Consider the following 20,488-nt stretch of genomic DNA (forward strand, 5'->3'; position numbering starts at 1 on the left):
CACTTAATGTGCTCTTCGTCTTGCGCAGGACTGTCCGCAGTAGCGAATAAAGCTAAGCCGACCGACCCCATTAAAGATTAAAGGAGCTGATATGTGCGATTGCACAGATCATAAGGATGAGATCCCTGCCTACGACGCGCAGGCCATTGAGTCCAAGTGGATGAAGGCCTGGGAGGACTCCAACCTCTTTGCCGTCGACACCGACGCCAGCAAGCCCAAGAAGTACGTGCTCGAGATGTTCCCGTATCCGTCGGGCGACCTGCACATGGGCCACGCGCGCAACTATACCATCGGCGATGCCATGGCCCGTCAGGCCCGCATGCGCGGCTACGATGTGCTGCACCCCATCGGCTTTGACGCCTTTGGCCTGCCTGCCGAGAACGCCGCCATCAAGCACAACACGCAGGCTGCCGCCTGGACGTATAAGAACATGGACCAGGCGCTCGCCACGATGAAGCGCATGGGCTTCTCCTACGATCTGGATCGCATGGTCAAGACCTGCAGCCCCGATTATTACCGTTGGGGTCAGTGGATCTTTGAGAAGTTGTGGGAAAAGGGCCTGGTTTACCGCAAGAAGAACCCGGTCAACTGGTGCCCCACCTGCAAGACCGTTCTGGCCAACGAACAGGTCACCGAGGGCAAGTGCTGGCGCTGCGGCACCGAGCCCGAGAAGCGCGACCTGGAGCAGTGGTACTTCAAGATTACCGAGTACTCTCAGGAGCTGCTCGATGACCTGGAGAAGCTCCCCGGCTGGCCCGAGCGCGTCAAGCAGATGCAGGCCAACTGGATCGGTCGTTCCGAGGGCGCCGAGGTCGACTTTACCCTGTGCGACCAGGATGGCGAGCCCATCGAGGGCGACGAGGGTAAGATCACCGTCTTCACCACGCGAGCCGACACGCTCTTCGGTGTCTCCTTCTTTGTCCTGGCTCCCGAGTACGCGCGTCTGCACGAGCTCGTCGAGGGCACGGAGTACGAGGAGGCCGTGACCAAGATCGTCGAGGACTCCAAGCATATCTCCGCCGTCGAGCGTGCCCAGGGCACCCTCGAGAAGCACGGTGCCTTTACCGGCCGCTACGTGGTGAACCCGGTCAACGGCGAGAAGGTCCCCGTGTGGGTTGCCGACTACGTTGTTGCCGACTACGGCACCGGCGCCGTCATGGCCGTTCCCTGCGGCGACCAGCGCGACTTTGAGTTCGCACGCAAGTATGATTTGCCGATCGTGCCGATCATCCTGGACGATGACGACCGCGCAGCCGTCGAGGCCAGCGGCGAGACCATCGATACCTTCCATGCCGAGACCGTCGACTGGGATTGCGCCCACGCTGCCGAGGGCACGCTCGTCCAGTCCGGCAAGTACACCGGCATGCGCGGCGGCAAGCACTCCGAGGGCGAGGCTGCGATCGTGGCCGACCTCGAGGCCATGGGCTGCGGTCGTCGCAAGGTCGAGTTCCGTCTGCGCGATTGGCTCATTTCCCGTCAGCGCTATTGGGGCAACCCCATCCCAGCCATCCACTGCGAGCACTGCGGCATCGTCCCCGTACCCGAGGACCAGCTGCCGGTGACGCTGCCCGAGAACCTGGACCTGGGCGCCGGCGAGACCCTCGCCGAGTGCAAGGAGTTCTACGAGACCACCTGCCCGGTCTGCGGCCGCCCGGCCAAGCGCGAGACCGATACCATGGACACCTTCACTTGCTCCAGCTGGTATTACCTGCGCTATACCGACCCGCACAACACCGAGCTGCCTTTCTCCCGCGAGGCCGCCGACCGTTGGATGCCCGTCGATAACTACATCGGTGGCATCGAGCACGCCATTCTGCACCTGCTCTACAGCCGCTTCTTTACCAAGGCGCTGCGCGACCTGGGCCTGCTGAGTGTGGACGAGCCCTTCACCAACCTGCTGTGCCAGGGCATGGTCAAGGACGAGAACGGCGACACCATGTCCAAGTCCAAGGGTAATGTCGTGCCCCCGAGCTCGGTCATCGAGCCCTACGGCGCCGACACCATGCGTTTGGCGATCCTGTTTATCGCCCCGCCCGAGAAGGATTTCGACTGGGATCCCAAGGCCGTTGAGGGCGCCAACCGCTTCATCAAGCGCGCCTGGCGTATCGTTTGGCAGCTCGTCCAGTCCGGCGACGCCAACGTTGCCTTCGACAAGTCCGCGCTCGACGAGGTTGCGATGAAGCTCTATCGCGAGCGTCACCGCACCATCGCCAAGTGCACCGAGGACTTCGATCGCGGCCAGTTCAACACCGCCATCTCGGCCGTCATGGAACTCGTCAATGCCGCGAGTGCCTACCTCAATGCTACTGAGGGCGCTTCCCGTGACAAGGCGATGTGCTACGGCGTGGCTAAGGATATCGTGAGCGTCCTTGCCCCCATCTGCCCGTTCTGGGCCGACGAGCTGTGGCACGAGGCGCTCGGCTGCGAGGGCAACGTCTACACCGCCGCCTGGCCCGAGTTCGACCTGGCCGAGTCCGTTGAGGACACGGTGCAGATCGTGGTCCAGGTGCTTGGTAAGGTCCGCGGCCGCGTCGAGGTGCCCCGCAATGCCTCCAATGAGGAGATGCAGGCTGCCGCCGAGGCCGCCGTCGCCAAGTGGCTCGAGGGCAAGACGGTCGTCAAGGCCATCTGCGTGCCCGGCAAGCTGGTCAACCTGGTGGTCAAATAGGCTCTGCGTGTAAAGCTGACATGCAATAAACGAGGGACGGTCCGGTTGGGTCGTCCCTCGTTTTGTTTTGCCTGCCCAAAGCGCCCGCGGTCAATTGTTCTATTCTTGTGGAGAACCTGTGCGCACGCTGACCTGCAGATTCGTACGGTGCTTGCACGTTTCCGCAGCTATTGGTATAGTTTGCTTGCAAATGAAGTTGTAATTGAAAGAAGTGGGGTTTCGGCCCCGCTTCTTTTTTGTATGGATGGAGGTGCCGCAATGGTCAAGACCAAGACCGAGCAGGCGATCATCGACGCGCTCGAGGCCGTCGCTCCCCAGCACGATGTCGACATCGTCGACGTCGAGCTCGTGGGCGCCACCAAGGCCCCCTGCGTGCGCGTGCGTATCGAGGGTGCTGAGGGTCAGAGCCTGTCGCTCAACGACGTCACGGCCAACACCAAATGGGTCGGCGATGTAATCGAGGAGCTCGACCCCATCTCTTCGAGCTATACACTCGAGGTGTCGAGCCCGGGCATGGCGCGCCCGCTGCGCCGTCCGCGCGACTTTGCCCGCTTTGTGGGCGAGAATTGTGAGCTCACCTCCACCGCCACCGAGGGCCGTCGCAAGTACGCCGGCAAGATTGCCGCTGCGACCGAGACCGACGTGACCCTCGAGCTCGAGGACGGCGAGTCCGTCACCCTCGATTTCTCTGATGTTAAAAAGTGCAAGTTGAAGCCCACCTATGACTTCAAGCCCGCGAAGGAAGGAAAGTAAGATGGCAGCATCCGACATGATGTCCGCCCTGATGGAGCTTTGCCAGGAGAAGCACATCGACCAGCTCTACCTGATCGACCGCCTGGAGCAGTCGCTCGCCAAGAGCTATGCCGAGATCCTGCATCTTGAGTGGGGCGCCAAGGTGACCATCGACCGCACCACCGGCAAGATCTACGTCTACCGCCTGGAGCCGATCGACGATTCCATGGACGAGGAGGGCAACTTCACCGAGTTCGAGGAGATCGACGTCACCCCCAAGAACACGAGCCGCATCGCTGCCCAGCACGCCAAGGCCGAGATCAACGCCATCGTGCGCAACTCCGCCCGCGAGCAGATCTACGAGGAGTTCTCCGGCCGCATCGGTGACCTCATCAGCGGTACCGTGCTGCAATCCACGCCCGACTTCACGATCGTCAAGATTCGCGAGGGCGTCGAGGCCGAGCTGCCGCACTTCGATCAGCGCCGTTACGAGAACGAGCGCAACGAGCGCCCGATGGGCGAGCGTTACCTGCACAACCAGCACATCAAGGCCGTGATCATCGACGTTCGCGACCCCAACTCCAACCTGCAGCCGGTTCGTGGCGAGCACAGCCGTCCACCGATTGTCATCTCCCGTACCCACCCCGAGCTCATGCGTCGTCTGTTTGAGCAGGAGGTGCCCGAGATCTATGAGGGCACCGTCCAGATCAAGTCGATCGCCCGCGAGCCCGGCCAGCGTTCCAAGGTCGCCGTCCACTCGCTCGACGACCGTCTGGATCCCGTGGGCGCCTGCGTCGGCCCCAAGGGCAGCCGTGTTCGCGCTGTCGTGGGCGAGCTCCGTGGCGAGCGCGTCGACGTCATCCTGTGGGATGCCGATCCTGCCGTCTACGTTGCCAACGCCCTGTCGCCTGCCAAGGTCACCCGCGTCCTCATCGACGAGGAGAAGGCCTACGCCGGCGTCATCGTGCCCGATGACCAGCTGTCCCTCGCCATCGGCAAGGAGGGCCAGAACGCCCGCCTCGCTGCGCGCCTGACCGGCTGGCACATCGACATCAAGTCCGAGACGCTTGCCGCCGACATCCTCAAGAACGTTCCCGTTCACGAGGAGCCCGCCGCCGACCTGATCGGTGACGAGGAGGACGAGGACGTCCGTCGCTGCGAGTACGTGTCCGAGGACGGCATCCAGTGCCGCAACCAGGCCCGTCCCGGCTCCCGTTTCTGCGGTGTCCACGACACCGACGCCTTCGATGATGCGGAGGACCTGATCTAGCGCGCGGTCGCGCCGGGCAGGTCCCGGCGCATCTCCCACGCTCGTTCAGTCTCTAGGCACCCAAGGTGCCAGAAAGGGTAGGTGAAGTCATATGGCAAAAGTCCGTGTGTCCACCCTGGCCAAAGAGTTCGGCATGACCTCTAAGGAACTGATGGGTCATCTCGCCGATATGAAGATTCCCGCTAAGTCCGCTTCCTCCACCTTGGAGGATGCCTACGTTGCCATGGTCCGCAAGCAGCTCGCCTCGGTGATCGAGGCCCGCGCTCAGGAAGTCGAGGCCGCCAAGCAGGCCGAGGAGCAGGCAGCTGCCGCCGAGGAGGCCGCCCGCGCCGCCGAGGCCGAGCGCGAGCGCATCGCCGCCGAGAAGGCACGCGAGGAGGAGCGCCGCCAGTTTGCCGCAGCCCAGGCTGCCGAGGAGGCCGCCCGCGCCGAGGCCGAGGCCAAGAAGAAGGCCGAGCAGGAGCGCCTTGCTCGCGAGAAGGAGGAGGCTGCCCGCGAGGCCCAGCGCCGCGCCGTTCCCGCTTCCGATTCCGGTTCGCGCTTCCGTTCGCTGCTCGACCAGATCGCCGCACAGGAGACCGTGCTCAAGGAGAAGAAGGACGCCGAGGACAAGGCCAAGGCCGAGCGCGCCGCCGAGCGTGGTAACCGTCGTGGCGGCAACAACGACCGCCGCGGTGGCCGTCGTAACGATCGCAGTGCTTCCGACAACAACTCCGAGCGCAACGCCTCCGAGAGCCGTCCGCACAGCCATCGCACCAACGCCAGCAACAACGTCGCTGCTGGCATGGACTTCCCCAACCCCGATAAGCAGGGCAAGGGCAAGAAGCGCAAGGGCGGTCACAACAATGAAGAGGACCACTATAGCCGCATGGCTCGCGAGGCCGAGGAGTACAGCCGCGAGAAGGTGCTCGAGGAGGCTCGTGCTGCCGTCGAGGAGGCCTCTCGCGAGTCCACCGGTCGCCGCAAGAAGCGCAAGGAGAAGCGCGAGCGCGAGGCTGCCAAGGCTCAGGAGGAGCGCAAGATAGAGGAGGCGCTGGCCCAGGGCGTGAACCCCGAGGAGCTCGATGCCATCAAGGTCTCCCAGGGCGTTACCGTCCAGGAGCTCGCCGAGGCCCTCGACGTTCCGGCCAACGACATCATCAAGCGCCTGTTCCTGCTGGGTACGCCGCTCACCATGACGCAGTCCATGTCCGACGACCTCGTCGAGCTCGTTGCCGACGACCTGGGCCGTCAGATCAAGATCATCACCCCCGAGGAGGAGAACACCTTCTCGTTCTACGACGATCCCGCCGACCTTAAACCGCGCGCCCCGGTCGTCACCGTCATGGGCCACGTCGACCACGGCAAGACGAGCCTCCTCGACGCCATCCGTCACACCGGTGTCGCTGCCGGCGAGGCGGGCGGCATTACCCAGGCAATCGGCGCTTCGCAGGTTATGATCAACGACCGCAAGATCACCTTCATCGATACCCCGGGTCACGCCACCTTTACGGCCATGCGTGCCCGTGGTGCCAAGGTGACCGATATCGTCATTCTAATCGTGGCTGCCGACGACGGCGTCATGCCCCAGACTGTCGAGTCGATTAACCACGCCAAGGCCGCCGGCGTACCCATCGTCGTCGCCGTCAACAAGATCGATAAGCCGGGTGCCAACCCCGACCGCGTGCGCCAGGAGCTCACCGAGTACGGTGTCATCCCCGAGGAGTGGGGCGGACAGAACATGTTCGTCAACATCTCGGCGAAGCAGAAGATTGGTATCGACGACCTTCTGGAGACCGTGCTGCTCCAGGCAGACGTGCTCGAGCTCAAGGCCAACCCGGACACCTTTGCCTCCGGCAACGTCCTCGAGGCCAAGCTCGACAAGGGCCGCGGCTCGGTCGCTACCGTGCTCGTGACCCGCGGTACCCTGCACGTGGGCGATACGCTGGTCGCTGGCCTTACCTACGGCCGCGTTCGCGCCATGCTCGACCCCAAGGGTCGCGCCGTCACCGAGGCTGGTCCCTCCGACGCTGTCGAGATCCTGGGCCTGCAGTCCGTGCCCAACGCCGGTGACGAGTTCCGCGTGTTCGAGGACGAGCGCGAGGCTCGCGCCCTGGCCGACGAGCGTTCGCTCAAGGCCCGCATCGAGGAGCAGAGCCGCGTGAAGCATGTGACGCTCGAGAACCTCTTCGAGACCATCGCCGACGCCGAGGTCAAGGAGCTCAACCTGATCATCAAGGCCGACGTCCAGGGTTCTATCGAGGCCCTTCAGGACTCCCTCGACAAGATGGACCAGTCCGAGGTGCGCATCAACACGATCCACTCCGCCGTTGGCGCCATCAACGAGACCGACGTCGTTCTGGCCGACGCCTCCAACGCCATCATCATCGGCTTTGGCGTCCGTCCCGACGGCAAGGCCCGCTCCGCCGCCGAGCGCGAGGGCGTCGAGATCCGTTGCTACGACGTCATCTACAAGTGCCTCGAGGACCTCGACGCAGCCCGTATCGGCATGCTCAAGCCCACCGAGGTCGAGGTTTCCACGGGTACCGCGACCGTTCTGGACACCTTCAAGGTGCCCAAGGTCGGTATCGCCGCCGGTGTCCGCGTCGAAGAGGGCGAGATCGCCGCGACCGATTCCGTGCGCCTGGTGCGCGACGGCATCGTGGTCTTCAACGGTAAAATCGCCTCGATGCGCCACTACAAGGACGAGGCCAAGAGCCTCAAGAGCGGCTCCGAGGGCGGTATTGGCCTGGAGAACTTCCAGGACATCAAGCCTGGCGACACCATTGAGGGCTACCGCATCGACCAGGTTGCCCGTACCGAGTAGGGGGTAGCGCTATGAAGCAAACGCAGGCAACCCGCCGTTTGGGCGAGCAGCTTCGCGAGAAGCTCGGTTATATCCTGCTCTTTGAGGTTTCCGATCCGCGTCTCGACCTGGTCACCCTGACCGCGGTCGAGGTCGCGGTGGACCGTTCGTTCGCGCGTGTGTATGTGTCGTGCGACGCGAGCCGCTACGACGAGGTCATGGAGGCGCTCGCCAGCGCCAAGGGCCGCATCCGTAGCCTGCTGGCCCGCTCGCTCGATTGGCGCGTCACGCCCGAGCTCGATTTTCGCATCGATCGCTCGACCGATGAGGCCGAGCGCATCACGCGTGCGCTGGAAAACGTTCCCGCCACGCTTGCGATCGAAAAGGACGAGGACGGCTATCCAATTGCGGATGCCGCCCAGGAGGCAGCTTTAGATGAGTAATTCCGCCGACCTTGCATCGTGCGAGTCTGCAGATATTCAGCGACGCATCCTTGAGCTCATCGAGGGTGCGTCCTCCATTGCGATTTCGGGACATACGTCTCCCGATGGCGACGCCCTGGGCTCCGTGCTGGGCCTGGGCCTCTCGCTTAGGAAGTTCTTTCCCAACAAGGACATTGCCCTGCTGCTGGCAGACGATGACCCGGTTCCGCGCATCTACCGCTTTATGGAGGGCGCCGACCGTCTGGTGCCGGCATCTGCGTATACCGGCAATCCGGACCTGTTCATCTCGGTGGACGTGCCGGTCGTCGAGCGTCTGAACAACTCCGCCGAGGTGCTCCGCCGCTCGTCGCATGTGGTGTGCTTCGATCACCACCCGGCGCGCGAGGAATTTGCCGAGCTGAGCCTGAGGTGCGTCGATGCCGCGGCCTGTGCCATGATCATCGACCGCTTTTTGGACAATTGCGGCATTGTGGCTCGCGATGGTGTCGCGACCTGCCTGTTGTGCGGCCTGGTGACCGATACCGGTCGTTTTCAGTATCAAAACGCCGATGCCGCTGCGTTTCACGCCGCCTCGCGCCTGGTCGCGCACGGTGCCGATCCGGCGCGCGTTGCGCTCGAGGTCTACCAGAGCATGCGCGTAGAGTTCTTGCATCTCAAGTCCATCGTTATGGGGCGCATCAAGACAGTGGCGCACGGTCGCGTGGCATATAGCTATGCGTACCAGAGCGACCTCGAGGCCTGCGGCGTTACTTCGGACGAGTGCGACGGCTTGGTCGATGTGGTGCGTTCGGTGATGGGTGTGGAGGTCTGCCTGTTCCTGAAGGGCATTGAGGGCGATACCAAGGTACGCGGCAACCTGCGCTCCAAGGGCGACCTCAATGTTTCCGAGATCGCTGCTGCTTTTGGCGGTGGCGGGCATCCCGCGGCCGCTGGTTTCTCTAACAACGGAACGATTCTCGAGACGCTCACCGCGGCACTCCCCATGCTGGCCGAGCTGGTAGGGGAGGATCCCGCTTCGGTGACCGTCGAGCTCTAACATTTTGGATGGTACATGGCTCGTCGTACGCCTTCTCAATTGAATATGCTGCTCGCCGTCGATAAGCCGGTGGGCTGTACGTCCCACGATGTGGTATCGCAGTGCCGACGCGCCCTCCATGAGCGACGCGTCGGCCATGCCGGTACGCTCGACCCCATGGCCTCGGGTGTCATGGTGGTGGGCGTGGGCCAGGCGACCCGTCTGCTGGGCATGCTAACCCTCGATACCAAAAGTTATGTCGCCGACATTTCGTTTGGCGTCGAGACCAATACCGATGACGCGGAGGGCGAGGCCGTCCGCACAGTGCCCGTTGCCCCCGAGCTGCGCGATCTTGCTTACGCCCGTGAGCAGCTGGCCGCTATGCTTGGCCCGCAGATGCAGGTGCCGCCAGCGTTTTCGGCCATTTCGGTCAATGGCGTTCGCGCCTATAAGAGTGCTCGCGAGGGCAATGCGGTTGAGTTGCCCCCGCGCCCCGTCGAGGTCTATGCCGCCGACCTGATCGCCGTGGGCGGCGAGGGCGATGCGTGCGTCTGGACCGTGGCGTTTTCGGTAAGCAAGGGCACCTACATTCGCGCGCTTGCTCGCGATCTGGGTCGCGCCTGCGATAGTGCTGCGCATATTTCCGCGCTGCGCCGTACGGCCTCCGGCGTGGTTTCCATTGGCGCCTGTCATGCGGTCGAGGAACTTTCTCCCGAGTCTGCGGCCGGCTTCGCCTTGGATCCCATCGCCGCCCTTGGTGCCGCGCGTGTCGATTTGCCGGGTAATCTTGCAGACGACCTGCTTTGTGGTCGCCGCATTCCCGTTGAACGCGCGCTTGCGGACTTCGATACGGTGAAGGCACCGTTCGCGCTCGTGCTCGATGGGGGGCTCAAGGCGCTCGCCCGTATCGAGGGCGGCCGCTTTGTGATGGAGCACGTCTTTCCGCAGGCGATCGGCGGTGTTCGATGATGCTGGCGCCCCACGAGCTCGCGCGTATCTTTTTCGCGGGTGAGTTGGATGAGGCCCGTATCGTCTCTGCCGATGCATTTGATGGGTGCGAGTTCTTGGGTGCCGCGTCGATCGCCATTGGCGTGTTTGATGGCGTGCATCGTGGGCACCAAGAGCTCATTGCGGCGCTTGTCCGTGACGCCCGTGCCCATGGCTGTAAGGCGGTCGTGGTCACTTTCGATCCCGATCCGGACGTTGTGGTGAGTCCTTCGCCCGCTCAAAAATTGATGACGACGTCCGACCGTCTACATGCCTTGGCTCAGACCGGGGTCGATGCGGTGGTGGCCGTTCCCTTTACGCCTGAGGTTGCGGCACTCGACCATGTCGGTTTTCTCGCACTGCTGTCACGCGTGGTCGACATTCGTTCGATTCGCGTTGGCAGCGACTTTAGGCTGGGTCGTGGCGGTGCTTCTGGTGTTGACGAGATGCGCACCTGGGGTGCCAAGCGCGGCGTTGACGTATACGGGCACGACTTGCTTTGCGAGGGCGGTGAGGCCATTTGCGCCACCCGCATTCGTCATGAGCTGGGACAGGGCCATGTGGAGCTTGCTGCTGAGTTACTCGGCCGCCCGTATATGGTGCGCGGCGGTGTTATTCGCGGCCGTCACGAGGGTTCTGGCATGGGCTTTCCCACGGCAAACCTACATGTTCCCGACGGCATTCAGGTGCCTGCCGATGGCGTGTATGAGGGCCTGGTGCTGGTCAACGACATCGTGTGGCCCGCTGCCGTCAACGTCGGACTGCCGCCGACGTATGCCGACGATGCGGCTTCTGCGCATCTCGAGGCTAACTTAATTGGTTATACGGGCGACCTGTACGGCGCTTCCGTTTCGCTGGCGTTTACGCGCTGGCTGCGTCCGTCGCGCGTGTTCGATTCGCTGGATGAGTTGATCTCGACCGTCGAGGGTAATATCGAGGATATTCGTCACAACTTGGGCGAGCAGGGGGTGAGTATCCGTGATTAGCGATGAGGAAAAAGACCAGGTACGCGCTGCGTCCGACTTAGTTGCCATCGTGCAGGAAACGGTTGAGCTCAAGCCCCGCGGCCATGAGTTTTGGGGTTGCTGCCCCTTCCATGGCGAAAAGACGCCTTCTTTCCACATTATCCCCGCTACGCAGGTCTGGCACTGCTTTGGCTGCGGCGAAGGCGGCGACGTCTTCACCTATATCATGAAGCGCGAAAACCTGAGCTTTCCCGAGTCAATCCGCTATTTGGCCGATCGTGCGGGTATTGAGCTGCATGACACCGGAGATCGTCGCGAGCGCGGTACCAAGCGTGCCCGCATCTACGATCTGTGTGCCGAGACCGCCCAGTTCTACCACACCATGCTTATGCGCGGTAAGGACGGCCGTCCACGCGAGTACTTTGCCAGCCGTGGTATGGGTGGCGACGTCTGCCGCCGCTACTGCCTGGGCTTTGCACCGGGCCGCAACGCGCTGGTGTCGCACCTGTCCCAGGCGGGTTTTACCCCGCAGGAGATGATCGACGCCAACGTTGCCGTGAGCCGCGGGCGCGGGCAGCTTGCCGACCGCTTCTACGACCGCGTGATGTTTCCCATCTTTGACGAGCAGGGTCACAACATTGCCTTTGGCGGGCGCATCATGGGTGACGGCCAACCCAAGTACCTCAACACCGCCGAGACGAGCGTGTTCCATAAAAAGCGAAACCTCTATGGCTTTAACTGGGCCAAGGAGTTTATCGTCGCGCAGGATACGGCCATCGTGGTGGAGGGCTATACCGATTGTATCGCCTGCTGGGAGGCGGGGATCAAAAACGTTGTCGCCACGCTGGGCACCGCGCTCACGGAGCATCACGTCAAGACGCTCACCCGCTTTGCCAAGCGTATCGTGTATATGTTCGATGGCGATGCCGCGGGCCAGAAGGCCGCCCGTCGCGCGATTCAATTTATCGAGCAGGATTCGATGGACCTGCGCTGCGTGGTGCTGCCCGACGGCAACGACCCCATGGAGTTCATCACGGCGCATGGTGGACAGGAGCTTCAGGCGCGCATCGACGCTGCCGAGCCGCTCATGGACTTTGTCTACCGTTCGCTGCAGGAGTCGAGTGACATCACCACGCCGGGCGGTCGTGCCAAGGCGCTGGAAGATGCGCTGACGCTTATCTATCCGCTGCGCGATAGCTATATGATCGACACATACTTTATCCAGATTGCCGATCTGCTGGGTTTGGATCTGGAGACGGTTCGCGCGAGTTCGGGTCGCGTGTTTCGCGATGTCGCCAAGCGCGAAGATGCGGAACGACGTCGTGAGCAGAACTATGAACGCCAGCGGGCGCAAGCCGAGCGCTCTGGTAGCGCGGGCGGTCGGACGTCTGGTTCGCAGGGGGCATCTCGCGGTGCTTGGGCATCGGGCGCGACGCCGCCGGTGTCCGCGCCGGTCGAAGAAGAGCCGTATGACTACGTCCCGCTCGATGCCTACGGTGCCGCGCCCGTGGAGGTCGTCGACGACCTGCCGCCGATCGATGTGCCTGATGGTATGGGTGCTGTGCCTGTGACTGATGGTTCGGGCGCTCCGGCTGCGGCGGCGCCGATGGTTCTTACTGATCTTGAGCGCAAGTCCTTGGCAGGGGAGCGCGAGCTGTTGACGATGCTCACGAGCTACCCCGACCTGTTCCGCACGTATGCCGACCGCATCTGCTCTATCGAGTGGGTTGACCCACGTCACGAGTCCATCGCATGGGCCGTTCTGGCAACGCCGCCGGGAACCGATCCTGCAGCCTGCATGGATGCGGCGCGCTCGGTCTGTCCCGAGGCGGCAACGCTTGTGAGTGCCGGGCGCATCTCCGCGACGAGCAAGCACCCCACCGAGACGAACATCGTGTTCATGCTCGATACGCTCGAGCTCTACACCATCAAGCGCCGCATGCGTGCCGCACAGGCCAAGCTGCGCCAGGACCGTTCGCTCGATGATGAGGCCCGTCGCGCGTTGACCGTGCAGGCCGCGCAGGATTCGCAGCGTCAACGCGAGCTGCAAAAGTCTATCGGCGGCGTGGCGGACCCGTTCCGTTTGATCGGTCTGGAGGCCGCAGGCACCGAACAGGCCTAGATGTTGTGGTCAACCAGCGTATTCTCGCCTATATCCAGTCCTCTTTTTGGGTATAGACGCCTATGTGTGTGCTAAAGTATTGAGTCCTGTGGACTATGAAGGGAGAATCTGTGCCAAAAAAGACTGAGAGCACGGGTACTGGGCTGGAATCCTACGTTGCAAAGCTCATGGGCAACGGCTCAAACAGGACTTCGGTAACCGAGGACGAGATTCAGGTCGCCCTGAAGGATATCGATGTTTCTGACGAGCAGCTCACCGCGGTGTATTCCGCGCTGCGCAACAGCGGCATCCAGATTATCTCCGCGAGCGGTAACGACGACGCCCCCATGGACGTCGACGATGACGATAACGATACCGATACCGACGATTTCGATGACGACGACGAGCACGATTCCGGCTCGCTCGACGATCACGAGCTCAAGATGGCCCGTCAGGCCGATGCCGAGATGGGTTCTTCCAAGAGCAAGAAGAAGCGCACCGTGCGCACGTCCCGTTCACGCTCCCGCGTGCGTGGCATCGATGCCTCCACGGTGATGCTGACCGGCGATCCGGTTCGTATGTACCTCAAGGAGATCGGTAAGGTCGACCTGCTGACCGCATCTGAAGAGGTCGATCTGGCCATGAAGATCGAGGCCGGTCTCGAGGCCACCGAGAAGCTCGAGGCCGCCGACGCGGGCGAGATCGAGCTCACGCGTGCCGAGATGCGTCGTCTGACCCGTATCGAGAACGTGGGCCTCGAGGCCAAGCAGGCGCTCATCAGTGCCAACCTGCGTCTGGTCGTCTCCATCGCCAAGCGCTACGTCGGTCGCGGCATGCTGTTCCTGGACCTGATCCAGGAGGGCAACCTTGGACTGATTCGCGCCGTCGAGAAGTTCGACTACCAGAAGGGCTTTAAGTTCTCCACCTACGCCACGTGGTGGATCCGTCAGGCCATCACGCGCGCTATCGCCGACCAGGCCCGCACCATCCGTATCCCCGTGCACATGGTCGAGACCATCAACAAGCTCGTTCGCGTGCAGCGCCAGCTCCTTCAGGATCTGGGCCGCGACCCGACCCCCGAGGAGATCGGTGCCGAGATGGACATGAGCGCCGACCGCGTCCGCGAGATCCAGAAGATTTCGCAGGAGCCCGTGTCGCTCGAGACCCCCATCGGCGAGGAAGAGGATTCCCAGCTGGGCGACTTCATCGAGGACTCCCAGGCTATCGTTCCGCCCGATGCGGCCAGCTTCTCCATGCTGCAGGAGCAGCTCACCCAGGTGCTCGATTCGCTTGCCGATCGTGAGCGCAAGGTTATCGAGCTGCGCTTTGGTCTCGTTGACGGACACCCCCGCACGCTCGAGGAAGTCGGTCGCGAGTTTGGCGTCACGCGCGAGCGTATCCGCCAGATCGAGTCCAAGACCTTGGCCAAGCTCCGCCATCCGAGTCGCTCTAGCAAGTTGAAGGACTACATCGAGTCTTAGGGGTTCCGCCGTTCTACCGAACGGCGGACCAGTCGACGCTGCGCGCCGCCCAGGGCGACAATTTGTCATTCAAAAGGCAAGGCATGACCAGAAGGTCTATGCCTTGCCTTTTTCATGCCAACTTGTTCGCCCTGGACGTCGCTCGCTGTCCGTCCTCTACCTGCGGCATCTCCATTGCTTGGCAGTTGGGTGGCAGTTGGGGACGTCCCCAATGACTAGGTCGGAAAAAATCTCAAAAAAGTTCTTGCCCTAAGCTGATTCGTCCGTATAATAGACTTCGTTGCTTGAGAGCACGCACCTATTCCTCGGTAGCTCAATGGTAGAGCACGCGGCTGTTAACCGCGCTGTTGTAGGTTCGAGTCCTACCCGGGGAGCCAGAATTTCTCAGCCCATTTCGCTGGGCTTTTAAATTCCTCGGTAGCTCAATGGTAGAGCACGCGGCTGTTAACCGCGCTGTTGTAGGTTCGAGTCCTACCCGGGGAGCCAGGTTGTAAAACCCGTCGCATATGCGGCGGGTTTTTTCATGCCGCGACCACTTGACTCGAACGTTGCCATATCAACATTTCGTGTCGAGGATGTAATCCCGCGACCCACCACCTCAACATGGCGCGGTCGTTGTAAAATGTTGGAATGATTGCTCCCACGACATGGTGCCGCGAGCACCAGAAAAGGAGATTCTTGTGTCTGAGACCATTAACGGCAGCCTGAGCGTCTCGAACGACGTTATTGCCGATATTGCCGGTTATGCCGCGATGACGTGCTACGGCGTCGTCGGTATGGCCGAACAGCTGCAGGGCGCCGAGAGCGTGCGCCTGCTTGCCGGCCAGCGCCTTCGCAAGGGCGTGCTTGTTTCCGCCGACGAGAACGGCCTTACGGTCGATCTTCACGTCGTGCTCGAGAACGGCGTCAATATGAAGTCCGTCTGCCACAATCTTTCGAGCTCCGTTGCCTTCACCCTGCAGGAGATCGCACAGATCGATCCCGCCAGCCTTAAGATCGGCATCCACATCGACGCGCTCAAGAGCCGTCTGAACTAGCATCCGAAAACGGAGATTCAAATACCCATGATTGCAAAGACCATTCGCACCTGTTTTCCGATCGCTGCGGCTGCCGTTTCCGACAAGGCCGAGGAGATCAACAAGCTCAACGTCTTCCCCGTACCCGACGGTGACACGGGCACCAACATGTCGCTCACGCTCGCCTCGGTGACCAAGGAGCTTTCCGCCCTTCCCGCCGATGCCGACATGGAGGCCATTGCTGGCGCCATCACCCACGGCTCCCTGATGGGCGCCCGCGGCAACTCCGGCGTCATCACCTCGCAGATTCTGCGTGGTGTGGCCGAGGGCCTTGTCTCTGCCGATGAGCCCATTACGTCCGCCAATATCGCCTTCGCCTTCCGTCGCGCCGTCAAGGTTGCCTTCCAGGCTGTTCGTAAGCCCATCGAGGGCACGATCCTCACGGTCCTGCGCGATGTCTCGACCAAGGCAGACGAGTGCGAGAAGAAGAAGTTCTCTGCCGAGGATGCGCTTGACGCCATCGTCGTCGAGGCCTACCAGTCCGTCGCCCGCACGCCCGACCTGCTGCCCGTTCTGAAGGAGAACGGCGTGGTCGACTCCGGCGCCTTTGGCTTTGCCATCTTCTTGGAGAACTTTGTTGCCGCCGCTCTTGGCCGCAGCACCGTGGTCGAGGATTTCTCCGCTACGTTTGATTCCGCCGGCTCTGCCCGCGACGCCGCTCTTGGCCGTGTTGAGATCGAGGCCAACGACGACTGGGAGGGCTCGGAGTTCCGTTACTGCAACGAGTTCCTCTTTAAAGCCGACGCCCCGTTTGACGAGGACGAGTGCCTGAAGTTCCTGGGCTCCATGGGCGACTGCGAGCTGCTCGTTGGTGCCTATCCCGACTACAAGATCCACGTGCACTCCAACACCCCCAACCTGGTGCTCGAGCACATGCTTCAGCTTGGTCAGATCTACGAGGTCTTTATCCATAACATGGAGATGGAGGCCCACGACCGCACCGCTAAGATTCATGAGGATCAGGAAAAGGCCGCCGAGCCCGCCAAGGCCCTGGGCTTTGTCGCCGTTTCGGCTGGCTCTGGTGAGGCTGACATCCTCAAGTCTCTCGGCGTCGATGTGATAGTGTCGGGTGGCCAAACCATGAACCCCTCGACCGCCGATCTACTGGGCGCCGTCGACCAGGTCAACGCGACCTCGGTCATCATCCTGCCCAACAACGGCAACATCCGCATGGCTGCCGAGGCCGCTGCTTCCGCCTGCACCGACAAGAAGGTCGCCGTCGTTCCCACCAAGACCGTCCCGCAGGCCTTCTCCGCACTGTTCGCGGTCCTGCCCGATTCTGAGCTCGAGGACGCCGTTGCCGCCATGGTCGACGCCATCAGCGAGGTCCGCGATGGCGAGGTCACCCGCGCCGTGCGCGACTCCAGCGCCTCCGACGGCTCGCCGATTCACTCCGGTGACGTCATGGGTATCATTGCCGGTTCCATCGACGTGGTCGGCTCCGATGTGAAGCAGGTCACGCTCGACTGCATCAACCGCATGCAGGAGGAAGAGGAGGGCGACGCGCTGACGATTTTGGCCGGCGAGGAGCTGTCCGATGAGGCCTTCCAGGAGATCGTCGACGCCATCGAGGAGGCTCAGCCCGATCTGGAGATCGACGCCCATCGTGGCGAGCAGCCGCTCTATCCCGTGATCTTCTCGATCGAGTAGGCATCTGCCCATGTCCGAGCTGTGCTCCGTGCCGCGCGTCTCGGAGCGTTTTGCCCAGAGCAATGCGCTCGATGAGGATATCGCGCGACTCAAATATGTTTCGGGTAAACGTGAGGAGGCCCTTCGCCGTCTGGGAATTCGGACGGTGGGGGACCTCCTTCTCCATATTCCTCATCGCTACCTGGACTTCACTCGCTCGTGGTCCATCGAGATGGCGCCCATCGGTACCGTGTGTACCATCATCGCCACGGTCGATCGTATTGTGCAAAAGCAGCCCCGTCCGCGTATGCAGGTGACTGAGGTCTCGCTCGTGGACGAGACGGGCGTGCTGCAGGTTGCCTTTTTCCGTCAGCCTTGGATTGCCCAACAGCTTAAGCAGGGCGACCGCCTGGCCGTGATGGGCAAGGTTGAGTTTGCCTACGGTTTTAAGCAGATGGCCTCGCCCCACTTTGAAAAGCTCGAGGACGGGCGCGCCGCCGGCACCATTTTGCCGGTTCACTACGTAAGTGACGGCGTGAGTCAGGCATGGATGCGCCGTATCGTGAGCGGTGCGCTCGAAGTGGCTGCTAATCCGTTCGATCCCATTCCCGCGCCGCTGCGCGCAAAGCGGAAGCTCATGAGCAATGCCCGTGCGCTGCGCTCGATCCACTTTCCCTCGAGCATGGCCGAGCGCGACATCGCACGCCGGCGTCTTGCGTACGAGGAGTGTCTCTGCTTGCAGCTCGCACTGCGTCTGCGCAACGATGGCGGTATGGTCGACGTGGTGCCTTATGCGCATGCCGCGGGCGGGCACCTGGCGATGCTCAAGGAGGCCCTGCCGTTTTCGCTGAGCGACGAGCAGGAGGCCGCGTTCCAAGACATCCTGCACGACATGTGCGATGGCGGGCGCGTGATGAACCGCCTACTGCTGGGCGACGTCGGTACCGGCAAGACGGCCGTCGCCGCTTGCGCGTTGGCAGTTGCGGCCGATAGCGGCACCCAGGCCTGCGTTATGGCGCCTACGGGCGTGCTGGCGCGTCAATATGCCGATAAGACCGGCCCCTTGCTCTCGCAGGCTGGCATGTCCTGGGCGCTCCTGACGGGTGCCACGCCGGCGGCCGAGCGCGAGCAGATCCATGCGCAGCTGGAATCGGGCGAGCTCGACGTGCTCTTTGGTACCCATGCGGTCCTTTCGGATGACGTGGCGTTTAAGCATCTGTCGCTTGTCGTCATCGACGAGCAGCACCGCTTTGGTGTGGGCCAGCGCAATGCCCTGCGTGCCAAGGGCCCGGGCGCCGACCTGCTCGTTATGACGGCCACGCCTATCCCGCGCACGTTGGCGCTCTCGGTCTATGGCGACCTGGATACGAGTATCATCCGCCATCGTCCCGTTCCGGGTGCCGGCGTGATGACGCGCGTCCTCACCGAGTCGAGTCGCGACCTGGCCTATGGCGCCATTCGTGAGGCGCACGAAAAGGGGCAGCAAGCCTACGTGATCTGTCCGCTCGTGGAGCCGAGCGATTCGGCCGATGAGCTCGAAGACGTGCCCGGCATCGCTCGCGACGACGAAGGCCGCGTGTCCGTGCCTGTGCCGTTGCACGACACGGCGACCGAGCTCGACCGACTGCGCCTGGCATTGCCGGGGCTTACCATCGAGCGTCTTCATGGCCGCATGCCGGCGGGGGAGAAGGACCGCGTGATCGATGCCTTTAAGCGCGGCGAGATCGATGTGCTCGTCTCGACCACGGTGGTCGAGGTGGGCGTCGACGTGCCTAACGCCACCGTCATGGTCATCGAGAACGGCGAGCGCTTTGGTTTGGCGGCGCTGCACCAGCTGCGCGGTCGCGTGGGCCGTGGCAGCGTGTCGGGCACGTGCCTGGTCATGACGCACTCCAAGGGCAACGGCGGCGCTTCGGCAGCACAAGATCGCCTCCAGTCGCTCGAGAAGACCTCGGACGGCTTTACGCTCGCCCAGATGGACCTGCGTCTGCGCCACGAGGGCGAGATTCTTGGCTACCGTCAGCATGGCGGCGTGACCTTGCACTTTGTTGACCTCGATGCCGACGAGGAATTGATCGAATGGGCCCATTTGGACGCGGTCGAGCTCTTGCGGTATGCTTGCAACCTTGACTCCGTGGCGACGCGCCCCTTGCGCGATGCGGTCGCCATGCGGTATCGACACATCTTTAAGGAGGTCAGCGGAGGATGAGAATCATCGGCGGCGAATGGCGCGGTCGTAAGATCGAGGAGCCCCGTGGTCGCGATGTCACCCGCCCCACGACCGATCGCGTGCGCGAGGCGTGCGCATCTATGGTCATGTCGGCATTCGACTTCGATCTGGACGAGGTCCGCGTGCTGGATGCCTTTGGCGGCTCCGGTGCCTTAGGGTTAGAGATGCTCTCGCGTGGTGCCCGCTCGCTCACCACGTTCGAGATCGATCGCAACGCTGCTCGTCTGATTACCAAGAATATCGAGTCGCTCTGCCGTGACCGTGCGCGTTGGCGTGTGGTGGGCGGCGACGTGCTGGCAAGCGCTTCGCGCGGCCGCGTGCCGGGCGGTCCCTTTGACCTGGTCTTGCTCGATCCGCCCTATGCTTATGGCGCCGAGCCGGTCGAGGAGCTGCTGCAAAACCTAGCTCAGCAAGGCTTGCTGGTACCGGGTGCCTATGCGCTCTTCGAGCACGCTGCCGCCGATGCGGGTGCGCATCCGGCAGGCTTTGAGATCGTGCGTGAGAAGCGTTACGGCATTACCTCGGTCGACCTGCTTCGTTGGGTTGGCAACGGCGAGGATGATGGCAACGATAGCGACGCACCCACGGAGGATGCTCATGAGTGACACCATTAACCGTGTAATCGTCCCGGGTACCTTCGATCCCATCACGTTTGGCCACATCGACGTGATTCGCCGTGCCCGCCGCATCTTCCCCAGCGTGATCGTGGCCGTTGCCGAGTCGCAGGGAAAAAACGGCGTGGGCACCACCTTTATGCTCGATGAGCGCGTGGCGCTGGCCCGTGAGGCGCTCGGTGATATTGACGGCGTCGAGGTGCTACCCTTCACCGGCCTCTTGGTCGATTTTGCCCGCGAACAGGGAGCAGGAGCCGTGGTCAAGGGTCTGCGTGCTATGACCGACTTTGAGTACGAGCTGCAGCAGGCCGACCTCAACTACCGCCTGGATAACGAGCTGGAGTCCATCTTTGTCATGAGCGCGCCGCAGTACGGCTATATCTCGAGCTCGGTGGTTCGCCAGATCGCCTCGCTCGGTAGTGACGTCTCTAATTTTGTTCCGCCCAATGTGGTCAAGGCGCTCAAACATCGCTTTTCGTGACGTTTTTTAAT

The 20,488-nt window shown here is 62.5% G+C and carries 15 protein-coding genes and 2 tRNA genes; all 17 read left to right on the forward strand.

Translation table 11 applies throughout. The annotated features are described in order from the left end of the window. Nucleotides 1-91 precede the first annotated feature (91 nt). The 17 genes from leuS (at nucleotide 92) to coaD (ending at nucleotide 20,477) form a co-directional block, all read left to right on the forward strand. Nucleotides 92-2,668: a leucine--tRNA ligase gene (gene leuS, locus DXD77_RS00635; protein WP_117564816.1), complete on the forward strand. Its 2,577-nt coding sequence runs from the start codon at nucleotides 92-94 to the stop codon at nucleotides 2,666-2,668. A 258-nt stretch (nucleotides 2,669-2,926) separates the two neighbouring features. Then, complete coding sequence (gene rimP, locus DXD77_RS00640; RefSeq protein ID WP_117564814.1) at nucleotides 2,927-3,421, forward strand: ribosome maturation factor RimP; 495 nt, start codon at nucleotides 2,927-2,929, stop codon at nucleotides 3,419-3,421. 1 nt (nucleotide 3,422) lies between these two features. Next, nucleotides 3,423-4,670, forward strand: coding sequence for a transcription termination factor NusA (gene nusA / locus DXD77_RS00645; protein WP_006234042.1), 1,248 nt, complete (start codon nucleotides 3,423-3,425; stop codon nucleotides 4,668-4,670). A 91-nt stretch (nucleotides 4,671-4,761) separates the two neighbouring features. Then, a complete protein-coding gene (gene infB, locus DXD77_RS00650; protein ID WP_117647310.1) occupies nucleotides 4,762-7,476 on the forward strand; it encodes a translation initiation factor IF-2 in 2,715 nt (904 codons plus the stop codon). Nucleotides 7,477-7,487: 11 nt separating this feature from the next. Then, nucleotides 7,488-7,898 carry a 30S ribosome-binding factor RbfA gene (gene rbfA, locus DXD77_RS00655; RefSeq protein ID WP_117647311.1) on the forward strand — a complete coding sequence of 137 codons (411 nt, stop codon included), beginning with the start codon at nucleotides 7,488-7,490 and terminating at the stop codon, nucleotides 7,896-7,898. Beyond that, the gene (locus tag DXD77_RS00660; RefSeq protein ID WP_117647313.1) at nucleotides 7,891-8,934 is read left to right on the forward strand and encodes a bifunctional oligoribonuclease/PAP phosphatase NrnA; all 1,044 of its coding nucleotides are present in this window, start codon (nucleotides 7,891-7,893) and stop codon (nucleotides 8,932-8,934) included. The genes rbfA and DXD77_RS00660 overlap by 8 nt, the downstream gene beginning before the upstream one ends. A 15-nt stretch (nucleotides 8,935-8,949) precedes the next feature. Further along, nucleotides 8,950-9,882: a tRNA pseudouridine(55) synthase TruB gene (gene truB, locus DXD77_RS00665; RefSeq protein ID WP_117647315.1), complete on the forward strand. Its 933-nt coding sequence runs from the start codon at nucleotides 8,950-8,952 to the stop codon at nucleotides 9,880-9,882. Beyond that, nucleotides 9,879-10,886: a riboflavin biosynthesis protein RibF gene (gene ribF / locus DXD77_RS00670; RefSeq protein ID WP_233506671.1), complete on the forward strand. Its 1,008-nt coding sequence runs from the start codon at nucleotides 9,879-9,881 to the stop codon at nucleotides 10,884-10,886. The genes truB and ribF overlap by 4 nt, the downstream gene beginning before the upstream one ends. Then, a complete protein-coding gene (dnaG, locus tag DXD77_RS00675) occupies nucleotides 10,879-12,987 on the forward strand; it encodes a DNA primase (RefSeq protein ID WP_117647316.1) in 2,109 nt (702 codons plus the stop codon). Before ribF ends, dnaG begins: the two co-directional genes overlap by 8 nt. Nucleotides 12,988-13,097: 110 nt before the next feature. Further along, nucleotides 13,098-14,447 carry an RNA polymerase sigma factor RpoD gene (gene rpoD / locus DXD77_RS00680; protein WP_035138120.1) on the forward strand — a complete coding sequence of 450 codons (1,350 nt, stop codon included), beginning with the start codon at nucleotides 13,098-13,100 and terminating at the stop codon, nucleotides 14,445-14,447. A gap of 302 nt (nucleotides 14,448-14,749) precedes the next feature. After that, nucleotides 14,750-14,824 (forward strand) — tRNA-Asn (locus tag DXD77_RS00685). 34 nt (nucleotides 14,825-14,858) lie between these two features. Next, nucleotides 14,859-14,933 (forward strand) — tRNA-Asn (locus tag DXD77_RS00690). Between the two features lie 161 nt (nucleotides 14,934-15,094). Next, nucleotides 15,095-15,484: an Asp23/Gls24 family envelope stress response protein gene (locus DXD77_RS00695; RefSeq protein ID WP_006234031.1), complete on the forward strand. Its 390-nt coding sequence runs from the start codon at nucleotides 15,095-15,097 to the stop codon at nucleotides 15,482-15,484. A 27-nt stretch (nucleotides 15,485-15,511) separates the two neighbouring features. After that, complete coding sequence (locus DXD77_RS00700) at nucleotides 15,512-17,173, forward strand: DAK2 domain-containing protein (RefSeq protein WP_117647318.1); 1,662 nt, start codon at nucleotides 15,512-15,514, stop codon at nucleotides 17,171-17,173. 10 nt (nucleotides 17,174-17,183) lie between these two features. After that, nucleotides 17,184-19,361: an ATP-dependent DNA helicase RecG gene (recG, locus tag DXD77_RS00705; protein ID WP_117647320.1), complete on the forward strand. Its 2,178-nt coding sequence runs from the start codon at nucleotides 17,184-17,186 to the stop codon at nucleotides 19,359-19,361. Continuing rightward, on the forward strand, nucleotides 19,358-19,987 hold the full coding sequence (gene rsmD, locus DXD77_RS00710) for a 16S rRNA (guanine(966)-N(2))-methyltransferase RsmD (protein WP_117647322.1): 630 nt from the start codon (nucleotides 19,358-19,360) through the stop codon (nucleotides 19,985-19,987). Before recG ends, rsmD begins: the two co-directional genes overlap by 4 nt. Beyond that, nucleotides 19,980-20,477, forward strand: coding sequence for a pantetheine-phosphate adenylyltransferase (gene coaD, locus DXD77_RS00715; protein ID WP_099431641.1), 498 nt, complete (start codon nucleotides 19,980-19,982; stop codon nucleotides 20,475-20,477). The genes rsmD and coaD overlap by 8 nt, the downstream gene beginning before the upstream one ends. Nucleotides 20,478-20,488 lie beyond the last annotated feature (11 nt).

This window comes from Collinsella sp. TM09-10AT, from assembly GCF_003436275.1.
In the GTDB taxonomy this organism is placed as follows: domain Bacteria; phylum Actinomycetota; class Coriobacteriia; order Coriobacteriales; family Coriobacteriaceae; genus Collinsella.

Bases quoted from the DNA above. Each gene is read 5' to 3' on its own strand.
- DXD77_RS00695 (WP_006234031.1), top strand. From the start codon at position 15,095: ATGGTGCCGCGAGCACCAGAAAAGGAGATTCTTGTGTCTGAGACCATT.
- infB (WP_117647310.1), top strand. From the start codon at position 4,762: ATGGCAAAAGTCCGTGTGTCCACCCTGGCCAAAGAGTTCGGCATGACC.
- leuS (WP_117564816.1), top strand. From the start codon at position 92: ATGTGCGATTGCACAGATCATAAGGATGAGATCCCTGCCTACGACGCG.
- nusA (WP_006234042.1), top strand. From the start codon at position 3,423: ATGGCAGCATCCGACATGATGTCCGCCCTGATGGAGCTTTGCCAGGAG.
- DXD77_RS00700 (WP_117647318.1), top strand. From the start codon at position 15,512: ATGATTGCAAAGACCATTCGCACCTGTTTTCCGATCGCTGCGGCTGCC.
- recG (WP_117647320.1), top strand. From the start codon at position 17,184: ATGTCCGAGCTGTGCTCCGTGCCGCGCGTCTCGGAGCGTTTTGCCCAG.
- rsmD (WP_117647322.1), top strand. From the start codon at position 19,358: ATGAGAATCATCGGCGGCGAATGGCGCGGTCGTAAGATCGAGGAGCCC.
- rimP (WP_117564814.1), top strand. From the start codon at position 2,927: ATGGTCAAGACCAAGACCGAGCAGGCGATCATCGACGCGCTCGAGGCC.
- ribF (WP_233506671.1), top strand. From the start codon at position 9,879: ATGATGCTGGCGCCCCACGAGCTCGCGCGTATCTTTTTCGCGGGTGAG.
- truB (WP_117647315.1), top strand. From the start codon at position 8,950: ATGGCTCGTCGTACGCCTTCTCAATTGAATATGCTGCTCGCCGTCGAT.
- coaD (WP_099431641.1), top strand. From the start codon at position 19,980: ATGAGTGACACCATTAACCGTGTAATCGTCCCGGGTACCTTCGATCCC.
- DXD77_RS00660 (WP_117647313.1), top strand. From the start codon at position 7,891: ATGAGTAATTCCGCCGACCTTGCATCGTGCGAGTCTGCAGATATTCAG.
- rbfA (WP_117647311.1), top strand. From the start codon at position 7,488: ATGAAGCAAACGCAGGCAACCCGCCGTTTGGGCGAGCAGCTTCGCGAG.